The sequence below is a fragment of the Streptococcus sp. 10824 genome (assembly GCF_013276595.1).
GTDB classification, from domain to species: domain Bacteria; phylum Bacillota; class Bacilli; order Lactobacillales; family Streptococcaceae; genus Streptococcus; species Streptococcus pseudopneumoniae.
This window is the reverse complement of sequence record NZ_VMLH01000050.1, coordinates 38,927-54,153: the sequence shown is the minus strand read 5'-3', so window position 1 is coordinate 54,153 and position 15,227 is coordinate 38,927. Positions and strand designations below refer to the sequence as shown.

General features: G+C 38.9%; 15 protein-coding genes and 1 pseudogene. 3 read left to right on the top strand and 13 right to left on the bottom strand.

The window, feature by feature from the left end:
* Positions 1-431: 431 nt before the first annotated feature.
* The 8 genes from cbpD to HT701_RS04880 form a co-directional block, all read right to left on the bottom strand.
* A complete protein-coding gene (gene cbpD, locus HT701_RS04915; RefSeq protein ID WP_000698583.1) occupies positions 432-1,550 on the bottom strand; it encodes a choline binding-anchored murein hydrolase CbpD in 1,119 nt (372 codons plus the stop codon).
* Between the two features lie 88 nt (positions 1,551-1,638).
* Positions 1,639-1,905: a Veg family protein gene (locus HT701_RS04910; protein ID WP_001278160.1), complete on the bottom strand. Its 267-nt coding sequence runs from the start codon at positions 1,903-1,905 to the stop codon at positions 1,639-1,641.
* 1 nt (position 1,906) lies between these two features.
* Positions 1,907-3,259 (bottom strand): replicative DNA helicase, encoded by a 1,353-nt coding sequence (gene dnaB / locus HT701_RS04905; RefSeq protein ID WP_000852490.1) that lies wholly within the window; start codon positions 3,257-3,259, stop codon positions 1,907-1,909.
* 43 nt (positions 3,260-3,302) lie between these two features.
* Complete coding sequence (rplI, locus tag HT701_RS04900) at positions 3,303-3,755, bottom strand: 50S ribosomal protein L9 (RefSeq protein WP_000864214.1); 453 nt, start codon at positions 3,753-3,755, stop codon at positions 3,303-3,305.
* Positions 3,752-5,725 (bottom strand): DHH family phosphoesterase, encoded by a 1,974-nt coding sequence (locus HT701_RS04895; protein WP_000715104.1) that lies wholly within the window; start codon positions 5,723-5,725, stop codon positions 3,752-3,754. The genes rplI and HT701_RS04895 overlap by 4 nt, the downstream gene beginning before the upstream one ends.
* A 135-nt stretch (positions 5,726-5,860) precedes the next feature.
* Complete coding sequence (raiA, locus tag HT701_RS04890; RefSeq protein ID WP_000599109.1) at positions 5,861-6,409, bottom strand: ribosome-associated translation inhibitor RaiA; 549 nt, start codon at positions 6,407-6,409, stop codon at positions 5,861-5,863.
* A 79-nt stretch (positions 6,410-6,488) separates the two neighbouring features.
* The gene (locus HT701_RS04885) at positions 6,489-7,151 is read right to left on the bottom strand and encodes a ComF family protein (protein WP_050235194.1); all 663 of its coding nucleotides are present in this window, start codon (positions 7,149-7,151) and stop codon (positions 6,489-6,491) included.
* On the bottom strand, positions 7,148-8,446 hold the full coding sequence (locus HT701_RS04880; RefSeq protein WP_119919420.1) for a DEAD/DEAH box helicase: 1,299 nt from the start codon (positions 8,444-8,446) through the stop codon (positions 7,148-7,150). The genes HT701_RS04885 and HT701_RS04880 overlap by 4 nt, the downstream gene beginning before the upstream one ends.
* A gap of 55 nt (positions 8,447-8,501) precedes the next feature.
* On the opposite strand from HT701_RS04880, the gene HT701_RS04875 reads away from it, so the two are divergent.
* The 3 genes and pseudogenes from HT701_RS04875 (at position 8,502) to cysK (ending at position 10,348) form a co-directional block, all read left to right on the top strand.
* Positions 8,502-9,137, top strand: a complete 636-nt coding sequence (locus HT701_RS04875; RefSeq protein ID WP_000395743.1) for a YigZ family protein — start codon at positions 8,502-8,504, stop codon at positions 9,135-9,137.
* Positions 9,138-9,241: 104 nt separating this feature from the next.
* Positions 9,242-9,325 (top strand): annotated as a pseudogene (locus tag HT701_RS11435) (PH domain-containing protein); the annotation flags it as partial.
* Positions 9,326-9,421: 96 nt separating this feature from the next.
* Entirely contained in the window at positions 9,422-10,348 is a 927-nt protein-coding gene (gene cysK / locus HT701_RS04870) for a cysteine synthase A (protein WP_119919419.1), read from the top strand.
* Between the two features lie 121 nt (positions 10,349-10,469).
* On the opposite strand, the gene tsf is transcribed toward cysK, so the two are convergent.
* From tsf to mreC, 5 genes are all read right to left on the bottom strand, one after another.
* Positions 10,470-11,510: a translation elongation factor Ts gene (gene tsf / locus HT701_RS04865; RefSeq protein WP_000808091.1), complete on the bottom strand. Its 1,041-nt coding sequence runs from the start codon at positions 11,508-11,510 to the stop codon at positions 10,470-10,472.
* A 79-nt stretch (positions 11,511-11,589) separates the two neighbouring features.
* The gene (gene rpsB, locus HT701_RS04860) at positions 11,590-12,369 is read right to left on the bottom strand and encodes a 30S ribosomal protein S2 (protein WP_000268468.1); all 780 of its coding nucleotides are present in this window, start codon (positions 12,367-12,369) and stop codon (positions 11,590-11,592) included.
* A gap of 223 nt (positions 12,370-12,592) precedes the next feature.
* Complete coding sequence (locus HT701_RS04855) at positions 12,593-13,771, bottom strand: CHAP domain-containing protein (protein WP_000727004.1); 1,179 nt, start codon at positions 13,769-13,771, stop codon at positions 12,593-12,595.
* A gap of 93 nt (positions 13,772-13,864) precedes the next feature.
* Positions 13,865-14,359, bottom strand: coding sequence for a rod shape-determining protein MreD (gene mreD, locus HT701_RS04850; protein WP_049511280.1), 495 nt, complete (start codon positions 14,357-14,359; stop codon positions 13,865-13,867).
* Positions 14,359-15,177, bottom strand: coding sequence for a rod shape-determining protein MreC (gene mreC, locus HT701_RS04845; RefSeq protein ID WP_023940633.1), 819 nt, complete (start codon positions 15,175-15,177; stop codon positions 14,359-14,361). The genes mreD and mreC overlap by 1 nt, the downstream gene beginning before the upstream one ends.
* Positions 15,178-15,227 lie beyond the last annotated feature (50 nt).

The window sequence follows — 15,227 nt, the reverse complement described above, 5'->3', positions numbered from 1 at the left end:
GAGGACGTTAAAAGGTTACAGTGAAAATAGGAAATCTGACGCAGAGTCTTTAGACTCTAGAAAGATTTATCTTTTTCACACAAACCTTAGTCCGAATTCAATTACTCTCGTGATTTACGCATATAGGTTACGACTACCTTTTTGGACTTTAGAGTTTCTGGCTCCCTTATCCGCTATATACGCCTTACTATCACCTTCCTGTTCGTAGAGCCACGATTTCGCTATCCCTTCCTCTGACGATTCTTATTTCCAGCGTCAGACTTAAAACGGTCTATCCCCAGACCGTTTTAATCCGCTACCTCACGATAGTCAGGCTTGGGAATCGCTATTGGGTTCACCGGTAGCAGGTGCCCACCGAGGACTTACACCTCAGATGCACGACATGCCCGTCGTACCAGAAAAGAGCAGGAAAAATTTCCTACTCCAATTTTCTACACTCGTTCTCCATCACTGTTTACTCTGTAGCCATCCACCGTCGTATTAACAGCTAGGGCACCTGAAGAGTAAGAATAATACCACTTACCAGAAACTTGATACCAGCCTGTTTTCATTGCCCCTGAACTATCCAGATAATACCACGAGCCATTTTCCTTTAACCATCCTGTCTGCATTTCACCAGATAATTTCAAATAATACCAGCTAGAACCGTCTTTCAGCCAGCCTGTTGATTTAGAACCATTTGATTTGAAATGATACCAACTACCATTTATTTTCTTCCAACCGACAGTTGGACTACTATTGGATCTATAGCTAGAGCTATTTCCTGATTGATTCTGATAATTTTGTGAAGAAGTCACTCCCTCTAGCTGTATATAGCGACGACTTCCGTTATAAGCCGTATAACTCAACCACTTGTAGCCATCTTTTTCGAGAATTTGATCATAATGAACCTTCTCCCCAGGATAATAGTAATCAATCACAGTTGCGCTAGCTAGAGGTTGATTTTTGATAGCTGACTTAGTCTTAAAATAATGTGTGCCCCCTGTTGAAGCTAAGGATTGACTAGTCCCAACACTGCCACCAGCCAAATCTTTAAAATGAATAAATCCTGTCATCGTATTTGCTTTTATACTTCGTTTATTATAGGCTTCTGTATAACCATAGTTATATTCCTCGATCTCAATCTGATCTCCCATTACATTTGACACCCAGGCAACATGCCCATAAGTTCCTGCAGTAGACCAAGCAATGGAGCCAATCGTCGGTGTATTATCTACACGATAGCCTTCACGACGAGCACGATGCCCCCATTCATTCGCATTTCCATAAGCCCTTGGAATCTCAAAACCATTGACATTACTCAAACGAAAGGCTGCGAAAGAAGTACACTGACGAGAATACATGCGCCACTGATCAATCTCCTGGCTCCCATTTTTATAATAAGCAGGATAATCATCTCCACGCGCAATCGATCCATTCCCTCCAGAGTAGGCATAGACACTATCACCCGCTGCTAGCATCAATCCTACTACTAAAAAAGAAACAAGCTTTTTAACTGACATCTTCAAGTAATAACTTGTCCCTCTTGCTATAAACGGTAAAATTTTCATTCTTCCTCCTTGAAAAATAATATAAATCGAAGATTGCCTTCACTTAAACTATTCGGAGAAAAAAGAAAAAGTGAGAAAATTTCTCACTTTAGTCCAGATAATGAATCAAATTCTTTTCTGTAAGGATATCTGAGTAGGTAAAGGATTCAACGTAAACATTAGCTTGTTTATCTCCTTCAACGTTCCCAAATTCCACAATAAATAGGGATGGATAAACTTCAATTAACTTACCCAATCTATTTTTTTGGCGCTTGCGCCCATTTTCCAAAGTCATTTCAATTACATGACCCTCATGCGCCTTGATTTCCTCTTTGATTTTTTTCATCTTGGCTACATCTGTAAATGCATCTGACATCTTATGCCTCCCTCTTTGAGATACTTGAAAATTTATTGTATTCTTTTTGGAAAATCAATTCCACAGTTCCACGAGCTCCACTACGGTTTTTCTCGATAATAACTTCCACCTTATTATTTGGTATGCCTTCCTCTTCTTCACCACCACGCTCATAGTAATCGTCGCGATAAAGAAAGGCTACGATATCAGCGTCCTGCTCGATAGACCCAGATTCACGAATATCAGACAAGACTGGTCTTTTATCCTGACGTTGTTCTACACCACGAGACAACTGACTCAGAGCGATTACTGGAACCTTCAGTTCCTTGGCTAGGATTTTCAACTGACGTGAAATTTCTGAAACTTCTTGTTGGCGGTTTTCTCGCCCAGTTCCCGTGATAAGCTGCAAGTAATCTATCAAAATCAAACCTAGATTGCCCGTTTCTTGAGCCAGTTTACGAGAACGAGAACGAATCTCTGTAATTCGAATCCCTGGCGTATCATCGATATAGATACTTGCGTTTGCTAGGTTCCCTTGAGCAATGGTATATTTTTGCCACTCCTCATCGGTCAATTGACCTGTACGGATAGAATGCGACTCAACCAACCCTTCTGCCGCTAACATACGATCGACTAGACTTTCCGCACCCATTTCGAGCGAAAAGATAGCAACCGTTTTGTCCAACTTAGTTCCAATGTTCTGAGCGATATTCAAGGCAAAGGCTGTCTTACCAACCGCTGGACGGGCTGCTAGAATAATCAACTCCTCCTCGTGTAGACCAGTCGTCATATGATCCAAATCACGATAACCTGTCGCAATACCTGTAATATCGGTCGTTTGTTGCGAGCGAGCTTCCAGATTTCCAAAGTTGACATTCAACACATCTCGAATGTTCTTAAACCCGCTTCGATTAGCATTTTCACTGACATCAATCAGGCCTTTTTCTGCCTGAGCAATGATTTCATCAGCTGGTTGCGACGCTTCGTAAGCTTGGTTGACAGACTCTGTCAACTTAGCGATTAATCGCCGTAACATAGCCTTTTCTGCAACGATTTTAGCATAATACTCCGCATTAGCAGAAGTTGGCACAGAATTGACAATCTCAACTAGGTAAGACAGGCCACCAATATTCTGTAAATCCCCTTGATTATCAAGAATGGTGCGAACCGTTGTTGCATCTATGGCATCACCACGATCGGATAAATCGACCATGGCTTGGAAAATCAAACGATGGGCATACTTAAAAAAGTCCCGAGACTCAATGTATTCTCGCACAAAAACAAGTTTACTCTCATCAATAAAGATAGCCCCCAAAACAGATTGCTCAGCTAAGATGTCTTGAGGTTGTACTCGTAACTCTTCTACTTCTGCCATCAGACTTCCCTTCCTTTTACAATCTTGTCAAGAAGGTGTAAACTTATCCTTCTTTCACACGAAGATTGATTACACTTGTGATATCTTGATAGATTTTCACTGGCACATCAATCAAACCAACCGCTCGAATCGGAGCTTGTACTTGAATATGACGTTTATCAATCTTAATTCCAAATTGCTTTTGCAATTCTTCTGCAATCTTCTTATTGGTAATAGAACCAAAGGTACGACCATCTGGACCAACTTTTTCAACAAATTCTACAACCGTTTCTTCTGCTTCAAGTTGGGCTTTAATTGCTTTTGCTTCTGCAATCATCTCAGCGTGAGCTTTCTCTTCAGATTTTTGTTTACCACGAAGTTCACCTACAGCTTGAGCAGTCGCTTCTTTTGCTAGGTTCTTTTTGATAAGAAAGTTTTGCGCATACCCTGTTGGTACTTCCTTAATTTCGCCTTTTTTACCTTTTCCTTTAACATCTGCTAAAAAAATTACTTTCATTCTTCTTTCTCCTTTTCCTTTATTTCATTTAATACAATTTCTGTCAGTTTTTCACCTGCTTCTGACAAGGTTAAATCTTTAATTTGAGCTGCTGCCAAATTAAAGTGACCTCCACCGCCTAACTCTTCCATAATCCGTTGCACATTCAGTTTACTACGACTCCGAGCTGAGATGGATATAAAGCCTTGTGTATTTTTCGCAAGAACAAAACTCGCTTCAATACCTGACATAGCTAACATGGCATCTGCTGCCTTACTAATAACAACTGTATCATAGCATTTCGTGTCCTTAGCCTCTGCTATTAGTACATCTGAACCTAATTTACGCCCCTGTAAAATCAGTTCATTGACCTCACGATATTCTTCAAAATCTGTCGCAGCGATTTCTTGGATAGCAATACTATCACTTCCGCGCGTTCTGAGATAGCTAGCAACATCAAATGTCCGACTAGTCACTCGTGAGGTGAAATTTTTAGTATCCAGCATCATACCAGCCATCAAGACACTTGCTTGCATACGACTCAAACGATTTTTCTTAGAATTTTGGAACTGAATCAACTCCGTTACCAACTCACTGGCACTGCTTGCACCACTTTCGATATAAGTGATAACTGCATTGTCTGGGAAATCCTGATCCCTTCTATGGTGGTCAATAACAATGGTTTGGGTAAATAAATCATAAAAATCTTTTGATAATGTTAAGGCTGTCTTTGAATGGTCTACAAGAATCAACAAAGAACGATTGGTCACCATCCCCATTGCATCCTTAACAGACAACAACTTCGTAACTCCTTCTTTTTCTAAGAATGAAACAGCTCGTTCAATATCTGGAGACATTTGTTCTTCGTCATAAAGAGCATAGCTATTTTCAATCACATTGCTGGCGAACAACTGCATACCTACAGCAGAGCCCAAAGCATCCATATCTAAATTTCTATGCCCAACTACAAACACTTGATCCACACTACGAATCTTATCAGATATGGCTGTCATCATTGATCGAGTACGGGTACGAGTGCGCTTGATGGACGCAGCCGACCCACCGCCAAAGTAGACTGGATTTTTCGTTTCATCATTCTCCTTGACAACCACCTGGTCGCCACCACGTACTTCAGCCAAGTTCAAGTTGAGCAAAGCAACTTTCCCTATTTCATCATGATTTCCATCGCCATAAGAAAATCCCATACTTAAGGTCAAGGGCAACTGCCTCTGTTTCGACTCTTCTCTGAAAGCATCAATAACAGAAAATTTATCATTCATCAAGCCCTCAAGCACCGTATAGTCAGTAAATAGATAAAATCGATCCATACTTACCCGACGAGAAAACATCATGTATTTTTCTGAAAACTCTGATATAAAATTAGCTACAAAACTATTGATTTGACTAATATCTGACTCAGAAGTTGCATCCTCCAAATCATCATAATTATCCACAGACACAACTCCAATCACTGGTCGACTCGTTACTAATTCATCTGTTATGGCTTGCTCCCTGGATACATCTACAAAATACAAAACACCGGAAGAAGAATCCATATGAACAGCATAACGCTTCTCACCCAGCTTAGCATAAGTAGACGGATTTCCTACTGAAGCCTTGATAATCGTTTGAACAGCTTCTAAATCAAAATCGCCATCTTCCTTGGTCAAAATCAATTCAGCATAGGGATTAAACCACTCAACCTCTCCAGAAGATAAATTCAATTTCATAACACCTACAGGCATCTGTTCCAATAGAGCTGTCAAACTTTCTTCCGCTTGGTGGTTTACATACTGTATCTGTTCTACATCACTCCTTGTATAATGCACTCTCAGTTTCTTAAATAAAAAAACATAGCCTCCTACAAAAAGAAACAAAATGAAAACCGTCAACAGATTATTATTAACAAAAATAATGAAAGTGGATAAGACTCCAAACGCAATCAATCCTACTAGAATAGGAAAAATTGGACTTACATAAAATTTTTTCATTCAAAACCTCTTGGCACCCATTATACCATAATACCCCTCAAAAAGCGACTTTTTAAAAGTGTAATCAGTAATTCTATCAATTATAAGAAAAAGGTAGTTTACAATTCAGTAAACCTACCTTTACACATATTGAAATTAAGATTCTTTAACCTCTAACAAACCAATTTCGCCATCCTCACGACGATAAATCACATTGGTTGTCTGATCTTCAACATCCACATAGATAAAGAAATCATGCCCCAATAAATCCATTTGTAGAATTGCTTCTTCCAAATCCATTGGTTTTAAATCAATTTGTTTTGAACGAACAACTTTAGACTGGACAACATTTGAATCTTCCACCAAAACATCTGTAAATAATTGACCAGTTGCTACCTTATTTTTATTTTTACGCTCGATTTTTGTTTTATTTTTACGAATCTGACGTTCAATTTTATCAGTTACAAGGTCAATTGAACCATACATATCTTGAGACACATCTTCTGCACGGAGAGTAATAGATCCAAGCGGAATCGTTACTTCCACTTTAGCTGTTTTTTCACGATAAACTTTTAAGTTAATGCGGGCATCCAACTCTTGTTCTGGCTGGAAGTACTTTTCGATCTTTTCGAGTTTAGAAACTACATAATCACGAATTGCTTCTGTTACTTCTAGGTTTTCACCACGGATACTATATTTAATCATATGAGTACCTTCTTTCTAAACATTTTTGTTTTTATGATTTTATTATAACGCTTTCATTCTATTTTTGCAAATTTTTTCCTCATCTTACAAGGGAAAATGTTTTTACATCCTTAGCACCAGCTTCTTCCAACAGTTTCTTGACACGATTTATAGTTGCTCCTGTAGTATAGATATCATCTATAAGTAGGATTTTTTTAGGAATAGTGACTCCACTTTTTATAAAGAAAGGAAGTTCTGTCCCCAAGCGTTCTGAACGATTTTTAGAAGAACTGGCTCTCTCTTCTCTTTTCCCTAGTAAATCCAGATACGAAAAACCTGCTGCCTCTACCAAGCCCTCAACCTGATTAAATCCTCTGTTAGCATATCTATCAGGACTTAGGGGAATGACTACAAATTGATACTCTTTGTACTTTTTTAACTCCTCACTTAAAACTGAAGCAAAAACTTTTCTTAAAAGGAAGTCTCCATCAAACTTATACCGACTGAAAAAATCCTTCATAGCTTGATTGTAAGTAAAAATTGCTCTATGACTGACTTCAACTCCTTCTTTACACCAAAGTTGACAATCTTGACACTTTGTTGACAATCCTATTTTCATACAGTTTGGACAGTACTCTTCTCCAATTCTCTCAAAAGTAGAATCACAATCTAAACAAAGACAGGAGGCATCATTCTTCAGAAGTAAGAGACTACTAAAAGTTAAAACAGTCTTCATAGTCTGCTCACATAACAAGCACTTCATAGACCAGCCTCCTTATTCATCATCTGAATTTCCTTAATCGCCTTCTTAATTGAAGCATTTAACCCATCATGGAAGAAAAGCAAATCTCCTGTCGGTCTATCCATACTTCGTCCAACTCGTCCACCAATTTGAATCAAACTAGACTTGGTAAACAAACGATGATTGGCCTCTACTACGAAAACATCCACACAAGGGAATGTAACTCCACGCTCCAAGATTGTCGTACTGATAAGTATTGTCAGCTCCCCATCTCGAAAAGCTTGTACTTGCTCTAATCGATCCTCTGTTACAGAAGATACAAAGCCAATTTTCTCATTTGGAAATTGCTCCTGTAAGATTTCTTTTAACTGCTCCCCTTTCTTAATTTCTGAAGCAAAAATAAGTAACGGATAACCTGTCTTTCTCTGCTTATCAATATAGGACTTTAACTTTGGCGACAAACACTTCTTATCTAAGTAGCGATTAAAATCCGATAACCAAATTGGTTTTGGAATAATCAACGGATTTCCATGAAACCGTCTCGGTAAACTCAGTCTTTTTAGTTCTCCTAAACGGATCTTTTTATCTAACTCATTGGTCGAAGTCGCTGTTAAAAAGATTCTCAATCCATTCTCCTTTACACTATTCTTGACAGCGTGGTAAAGCGTGGGATTATCAACATAAGGAAAAGCATCTACTTCATCCACTATCAGCAAATCAAAAGCTTGATAAAACTTCAATAACTGATGGGTCGTCGCAACAACTAGTGGTGTTCGAAAATAAGGTTCCGATTCTCCATGTAGCAAAGCTATTCCGCAAGAAAAATCCTGTTGCAGGCGCTTATACAGCTCCAAACAAACATCTATGCGAGGACTAGCCAAACACACTGCACCACCTCCATTGATCACTTTAGCCACTACTTGATAAATCATTTCTGTCTTTCCAGCTCCTGTTACCGCATGAACTAAGGTTGGCTTTTGCTTGTCTACTGCTTGAAGTAGTCCCTCTGACACCTTCTCTTGAAAAGGAGTTAATTGGCCGCGCCATTTGAGAACATCTTGCTTCGGAAAATCCTCCTGCGGAAAATAGTATAAAGTTTGATCACTTCTGACTCGCTTCATCAGCAAGCACTCTCGACAATAGTAAGCACCGATGGGCAAATACCATTCTTCTAGAACAGTACTATTACAACGTTGACAGAAAAGTTTCCCCTTCTCCTTTCTCATTGCTGGAAGTTTCTCCGCCAACTGACGTTCTTCTTCTGTTAATTCATTCTCAGTAAATAAACGACCGAGATAATTTGGATTTACTTTCATACTTCTTTATTCGTAAAAACTAGCACTTTAGATGATTTTTTAGTACAATTAAATCATGGAATTTAGAACAATTAAAGAGGACGGTCAAGTCCAAGAAGAAATCAAAAAATCTCGCTTTATCTGCCATGCCAAGCGTGTTTATAGCGAAGAAGAGGCTCGTGACTTCATTACTGCCATCAAAAAAGAACACTACAAAGCGACACATAACTGCTCTGCCTTTATTATTGGAGAACGTAGTGAAATTAAACGTACAAGTGATGATGGTGAGCCTAGTGGTACTGCTGGTGTTCCCATGCTTGGGGTACTAGAAAATCACAATCTCACCAATGTCTGTGTGGTTGTGACACGCTACTTTGGTGGTATTAAACTAGGCGCTGGAGGACTAATTCGTGCTTACGCCGGCAGTGTCGCCTTAGCTGTCAAAGAAATTGGCATCATTGAAATAAAGGAACAGGCGGGCATTGCTATTCAAATGTCTTATGCTCAGTACCAAGAGTACAGTAACTTTCTTAAAGAACATAATCTCATGGAGCTGGATACAAACTTTACAGATCAAGTCGATACGATGATTTATGTTGATAAAGAAGAAAAAGAAACTATTAAAGCTGCACTGGTAGAATTTTTTAATGGAAAAGTCACTTTAACTGATCAAGGTTTACGCGAAGTTGAGGTTCCTGTAAACCTAGTGTAAACAATAGATAATACAGTGTTTCACTGATATTTCCACCGCTACTTTAATTAGCAAAATAAAAAGATGCGTACCAAAATATACTAGAAAATGAAGCAATTCAAACGAAACCTGATATCGTTTTCCTTTACACCTATTTACTAGAATTAGCTGAACACAATCGCTTAAAAATTAATGGCTTAGACCTGTGATATAAAAAAATCCTATCACTTCGATAGGATTTCTATATTTTACAAATGGTATAGATAGCGTTATACTAGAAATATCTTATACAAAGAGGTATTCATATGTCTATTTATAACAACATTACTGAACTAGTCGGTCAAACACCGATTGTTAGACTCAACAACATTGTGCCAGAAGGTGCTGCAGATGTCTATGTAAAACTTGAAGCATTTAATCCTGGTTCATCTGTAAAAGACCGTATTGCCCTTAGCATGATTGAAAAAGCTGAACAAGATGGTATTCTGAAACCTGGTTCTACTATTGTTGAAGCAACAAGTGGAAACACTGGTATTGGACTTTCATGGGTAGGGGCTGCTAAAGGGTATAAAGTTGTCATCGTTATGCCTGAAACTATGAGTGTAGAACGCCGTAAGATTATCCAAGCCTATGGTGCTGAACTCGTCCTTACGCCTGGTAGCGAAGGAATGAAGGGTGCTATTGCTAAGGCTCAAGAAATCGCTGCTGAACGTGATGGCTTCCTTCCTCTTCAATTTGACAATCCAGCTAATCCAGAAGTACACGAAAGAACAACAGGAGCTGAAATACTAGCTGCTTTCGGTAAAGATGGACTAGATGCCTTTGTTGCTGGAGTAGGTACCGGTGGAACGATTTCTGGTGTTTCTCATGCACTCAAATCAGAAAATTCTAACATTCAAGTTTTTGCAGTAGAAGCAGATGAATCTGCTATTCTATCTGGTGAAAAACCTGGTCCTCACAAAATTCAAGGTATCTCAGCTGGATTTATTCCTGATACACTTGATACTAAAGCCTATGATGGTATCGTTCGTGTAACATCAGATGACGCTCTTGCACTCGGACGTGAAATTGGTGGAAAAGAAGGCTTCCTTGTAGGGATTTCCTCAGCTGCAGCTATCTACGGAGCCATCGAGGTTGCCAAAAAATTAGGTACAGGTAAAAAGGTCCTTGCTCTAGCACCAGATAACGGTGAACGTTATCTCTCTACAGCACTCTATGAATTTGAAGTTTAGTCTCCTAAATACAATTGGCCCTTATTATAGGGCTTTTTATTTTTACCTTAAAAATAGGAAGCTCTCCCTATAGGGATCGACTGCATAGAAAAAAGGAAGCAAATTTACTTCCTTTCTATAATCAGTTATTCAAGGCTGCTGCCATTGTAGCTGCAACTTCAGCTTCGAAGTCGTTTGCAGCTTTTTCGATACCTTCACCAACTTCAAAGCGAGCGAACTCAACTACTGAAGCGTTAACTGATTCAAGGTATGCTTCAACTGTCTTGCTATCATCCATGATGTAAACTTGTGCAAGAAGTGTGTAAGCTTGGTCAACTTTAGTGTTGTCAAGCATGAAGCGATCCATTTTACCTGGGATAATTTTATCCCAGATTTTTTCTGGTTTGCCTTCTGCAGCCAACTCAGCTTTGATGTCAGCTTCAGCTTGAGCAATAACATCATCAGTCAATTGAGCTTTTGATCCATATTTCAAGTGTGGAAGAGCTGGTTTGTTAACCATTGCACGGCTTTCGTTATCTTGGTCGATAACGTGGTTCAATTGTGCCAACTCATCTTTAACAAATTGCTCATCCAATTCTTTGTATGAAAGAACTGTTGGTTTCATCGCTGCGATGTGCATTGAAATTTGTTTAGCAAGTGCTTCGTCTCCACCTTCGATTACAGAGATAACACCGATACGTCCACCGTTGTGTTGGTATGCTCCGAAGTGTTGTGCATCTGTTTTTTCAATCAAAGCAAAGCGACGGAATGAGATTTTTTCTCCGATAGTCGCTGTTGCAGATACGTATGCAGCTTCAAGAGTTTCACCTGAAGGCATTGTCAAAGCAAGAGCTTCTTCGTTGTTAGCTGGTTTTCCTTCAACGATTGCTTTAGCTGTTGCGTTTACCAACTCAACAAATTGAGCGTTTTTCGCAACGAAGTCAGTTTCAGCATTTACTTCAACAACTGCTGCAATGTTACCGTCAACATAAACACCAGTCAAACCTTCTGCAGCAACACGGTCAGCTTTCTTAGCTGCTTTTGCCATACCTTTTTCGCGAAGCAATTCAATCGCTTTTTCGATATCGCCTTCCACTTCAACCAATGCTTTTTTAGCGTCCATAACACCAGCACCAGATTTTTCACGCAACTCTTTAACAAGTTTAGCTGTAATTTCTGCCATTTTGATTCTCCTATATTTTTTAAAAATAGGAGAGCCGGGCTAAGCCCCGCCCTCCTAGGTAATTACTATTTATTATGAATTAAGCGTTGTCGCCTTCTACAACTTCAACGATTTCTTCAATTGAATCTGCTTGAGTTTCTGAAGCTGTAAATTCTGCTTCAACTGCTACTGCATCCTCACCTTGACGTCCTTCGATGATAGCGTCAGCCAATTTAGCTGTGATCAATTTAACAGCACGGATAGCGTCATCGTTAGCTGGGATGATTACATCAATATCATCTGGATCAGTATTTGTGTCAACCATCGCTACAACTGGGATTCCCAATTTTTTAGCTTCTTTAACAGCGATTTGCTCTTTATGTGGGTCAACTACGTACATCACATCTGGGATACGAGGCATATCTTCGATACCACCCAAGAATTTTTCAAGACGCGCACGTTGTTTGTTAAGAAGTGCAACTTCTTTCTTAGGAAGAACTTCGAAAGTTCCATCTTCTTCCATACGTTTGATTTCTTTCAAACGAGCGATACGTTTTTGGATTGTTCCCCAGTTTGTAAGAGTTCCACCCAACCAACGGTGGTTGATGAAGTATTGACCTGAACGTACTGCTTCTTCAGCAACTGCATCAGCTGCTTGTTTCTTAGTACCAACGAACAATACAACTGCATCATTAGCTGCTGCATCACGCATGAAGTCGTATGCTTGGTCAGCATATTTTACAGTTTGTTGCAAGTCGATAACGTGGATTCCGTTACGTTCAGTAAAGATGTACTTAGCCATCTTAGGGTTCCAGCGACGAGTTTGGTGACCAAAGTGTACACCAGCCTCAAGAAGTTGTTTCATTGAAATTACTGCCATGAGTATTTCTCCTTTTTGTTTTTTTCCTCTTCTTGACTTCAACTCGCAAAACGACCCAAGGGCAACTGCTTCACAATTCATCAAGAATGAGTATTATCGTTCATACGACAATTTTTATTCTACCATACTTTTTCGATATTTTCAAGCTATTTTGATGGGATTTTTAATAGTTATTGTCTCTGGTAAAATCTGAAAAGAGGGCTCTATTCGAGTCCCTCTATAATTAGTCTGCATAAATATATGTTACAAAACCTTCAGAAGTCGTTGTTGGATTGAACCATCCACGGTGATTTCCAATTGTACGATTCCCAGCATAATTTGATTCTGATACTTGGATACGTGTTGTTGATTCAACAGCTGTAACAACCGCTACGTGACCATATCCACCATCGTTCCAACATGCAATTGCTCCAACTTGAGGTGTTGAACCTGTACGGAAACCTGCTGCTGCTGCACTTGTGGCCCACTGTGCTCCATTACCCCAATAGTCTCCAGCCCAAGGTGCTAATGTTTTAACTCCCCATGTACATTCACCAATTGGATAAGTTGAGGCATTTGTGTTATATGTTGGACGTACTTTAGCCTGAACAGGTGCTACTGCAGATTCAGATACTGCTTGTACCTGTGCTGTTAGGTTTGTATTACCTGAAGCAAGTACTGACTGTTGTTGGCTAGCTTGTTTTTCTTTATAAGCTGCTTCTGCTGCCGCAGCTGCACGAGCCTCTGCCTCAGCTGCTGCTTTTTGCTCTAATAGACTTGCTTTTTCCCCTTCAGCTGTCGCTTTCTCAGCAGCAAGACTCAATTCAGCAGCCTTTAGTTCTGCCTGTTTCGTAGTCAATGCTTGAGCATCATCAGCTAATTTTTGTTGATTAGCAATTACAGTATTGATAGCATCATTATTTGCTACTTGTTTTTCAGAAATAGCTTTTTTATCTGCCTTTTGTTGTTCTAACATTTTGTTGTTCGCAGATACGATTTCACTCATTGCAGTAACACGTGAAATAGCTTCTGTAATTGATTTTGAGTTTACAATGGTATTGATATAGCTAGTTGCAGCTCCATTTGTTTGAGCACTACGAGCTTGTTTTTCCAACGATTGGTTACGAGAAACAATGTTTTTGGAAAGTTCTGTAATCTCACCCTCGAGTTTCTTAGATTCTGCTTGTAATCTATCATTTTCAGATTGCAAGTTAGATTGCTCTGCTTGAATAGCAGATACTTGCTCCTGAATTTGATCAACTTGTTTTTGTGCTTCTTCTTGTTGTGCTGTTAAGTTACTAATTTTATTATCTTGAGCAGCAATTTTATCATCAGTCGTTTCTGCATGGGCAGTCGTCAATACTGCTGCCTGGGAAACCATTACTGTACTTAATAAAAGCGAGGCTAAGATTTTTTTCTTCATGGTTAATAAATACTCCTTCTGTTTAAGACAATACTAGTATACCAAAAAAAACTCCAATAAATATTACGCCTTTGTTACATTTATATGTCGTTCTTATAGATAATATTTTTCAAAAATAAATTGAAAAACAGTAATCCATAAAAAATTTAAAATCATCGTTGGTACCAAGCTATAGACTATAAAAATAGACATGTTATCCACTGTCAACCCTACCATAAAAGCCAAAAGATAACTACCCATTTCAAACAGGAATGTCAGGACAATCATGGCTAGCATTCTTGTCCAACGATTCAACAAAATAACACTATTCAATTTATGAAGGAAGGCTCCCAATAAGATAAATAAGAGAGTTGCAATCCCTATTAGATGGAAAAAGTAAACATCATAAACCAAGCCTATAACAAAACAATAGACTAGATAGAGATACTCTGATACTTCTATCGTCTCAAATAAGAGAAATAGAAACAGAAAATGACTAGCCAAATGTACATGGGGGAAAAATGAGCCCAGAAGCTGGCTAATATGGGCGTCAATTAGAACAAAGAAAGGGAGCAATAAAAACACTCCAACCCGCTTCAACTGTCTCATTATGAATTCCCCACTAATTCTATCACATCCACATTATGAGTATCTGCACTCAATTTAACAGTTACTTCTCGTGTCAAATAGTCTGTACTATGCGTTGTGGCAACCACTTCACCAACAGGAATATCCGTAACGTTAAAGTTTCCTAATCCACCCGTTGTCACCTTATCGCCTGTACTAATATCGCTATTACTATTTAATTGACTAATTTTAAGAACTTCATTTTCCTTGTCGTAGCCAACAATAATTCCATAAATTGTAGTAGTGCCGTGTTGAATTTTAACAGAAATCTTATCAGTATTTTCCGTATTTGTCAGAAGGTTGACCATAGTAGAGTTGTCCTCCACTTTTGAAACACTCCCAATCAAGCCACCATTTGCAATAGCTAACATATTCTCAGAAGCCCCTTTTGATTTCCCTGCATCTAAGGTCAACTCCTGCTTCCAAGATACCGGAGAACGCATAATAACATCTGCTGCCAAAGTCTTTGTGGCTTGCAATTTAGACTTCATATCAAGCAATTGGCGCAGTTGTTCATTTTCCGTCTTTAAACTTTCCGCCTCATTTGATTTGACTTCTAACTGGTAAATCTGTTTCTTCAAACTTTCATTTTCATTATATGTTCGTGTCAAATGAGCCAAATCTGATTTGACAGAATCAAACCACCGAAAAGGTTTTTGCACAACTCTATCAACCAATGAGATCCCATCTCCTAATTTTGTCACAATTGTACTTGAATAAGTCGTCGCTAAGAGAGCTGAGACAAGCAGAACAGTGACAAAAACAATAATGACATATTTTGATTTTTTAAAACGGTTCATATCCCTACCTTTATATCAAAAACTGTTACAGTAACTTTTTATCAATTCCT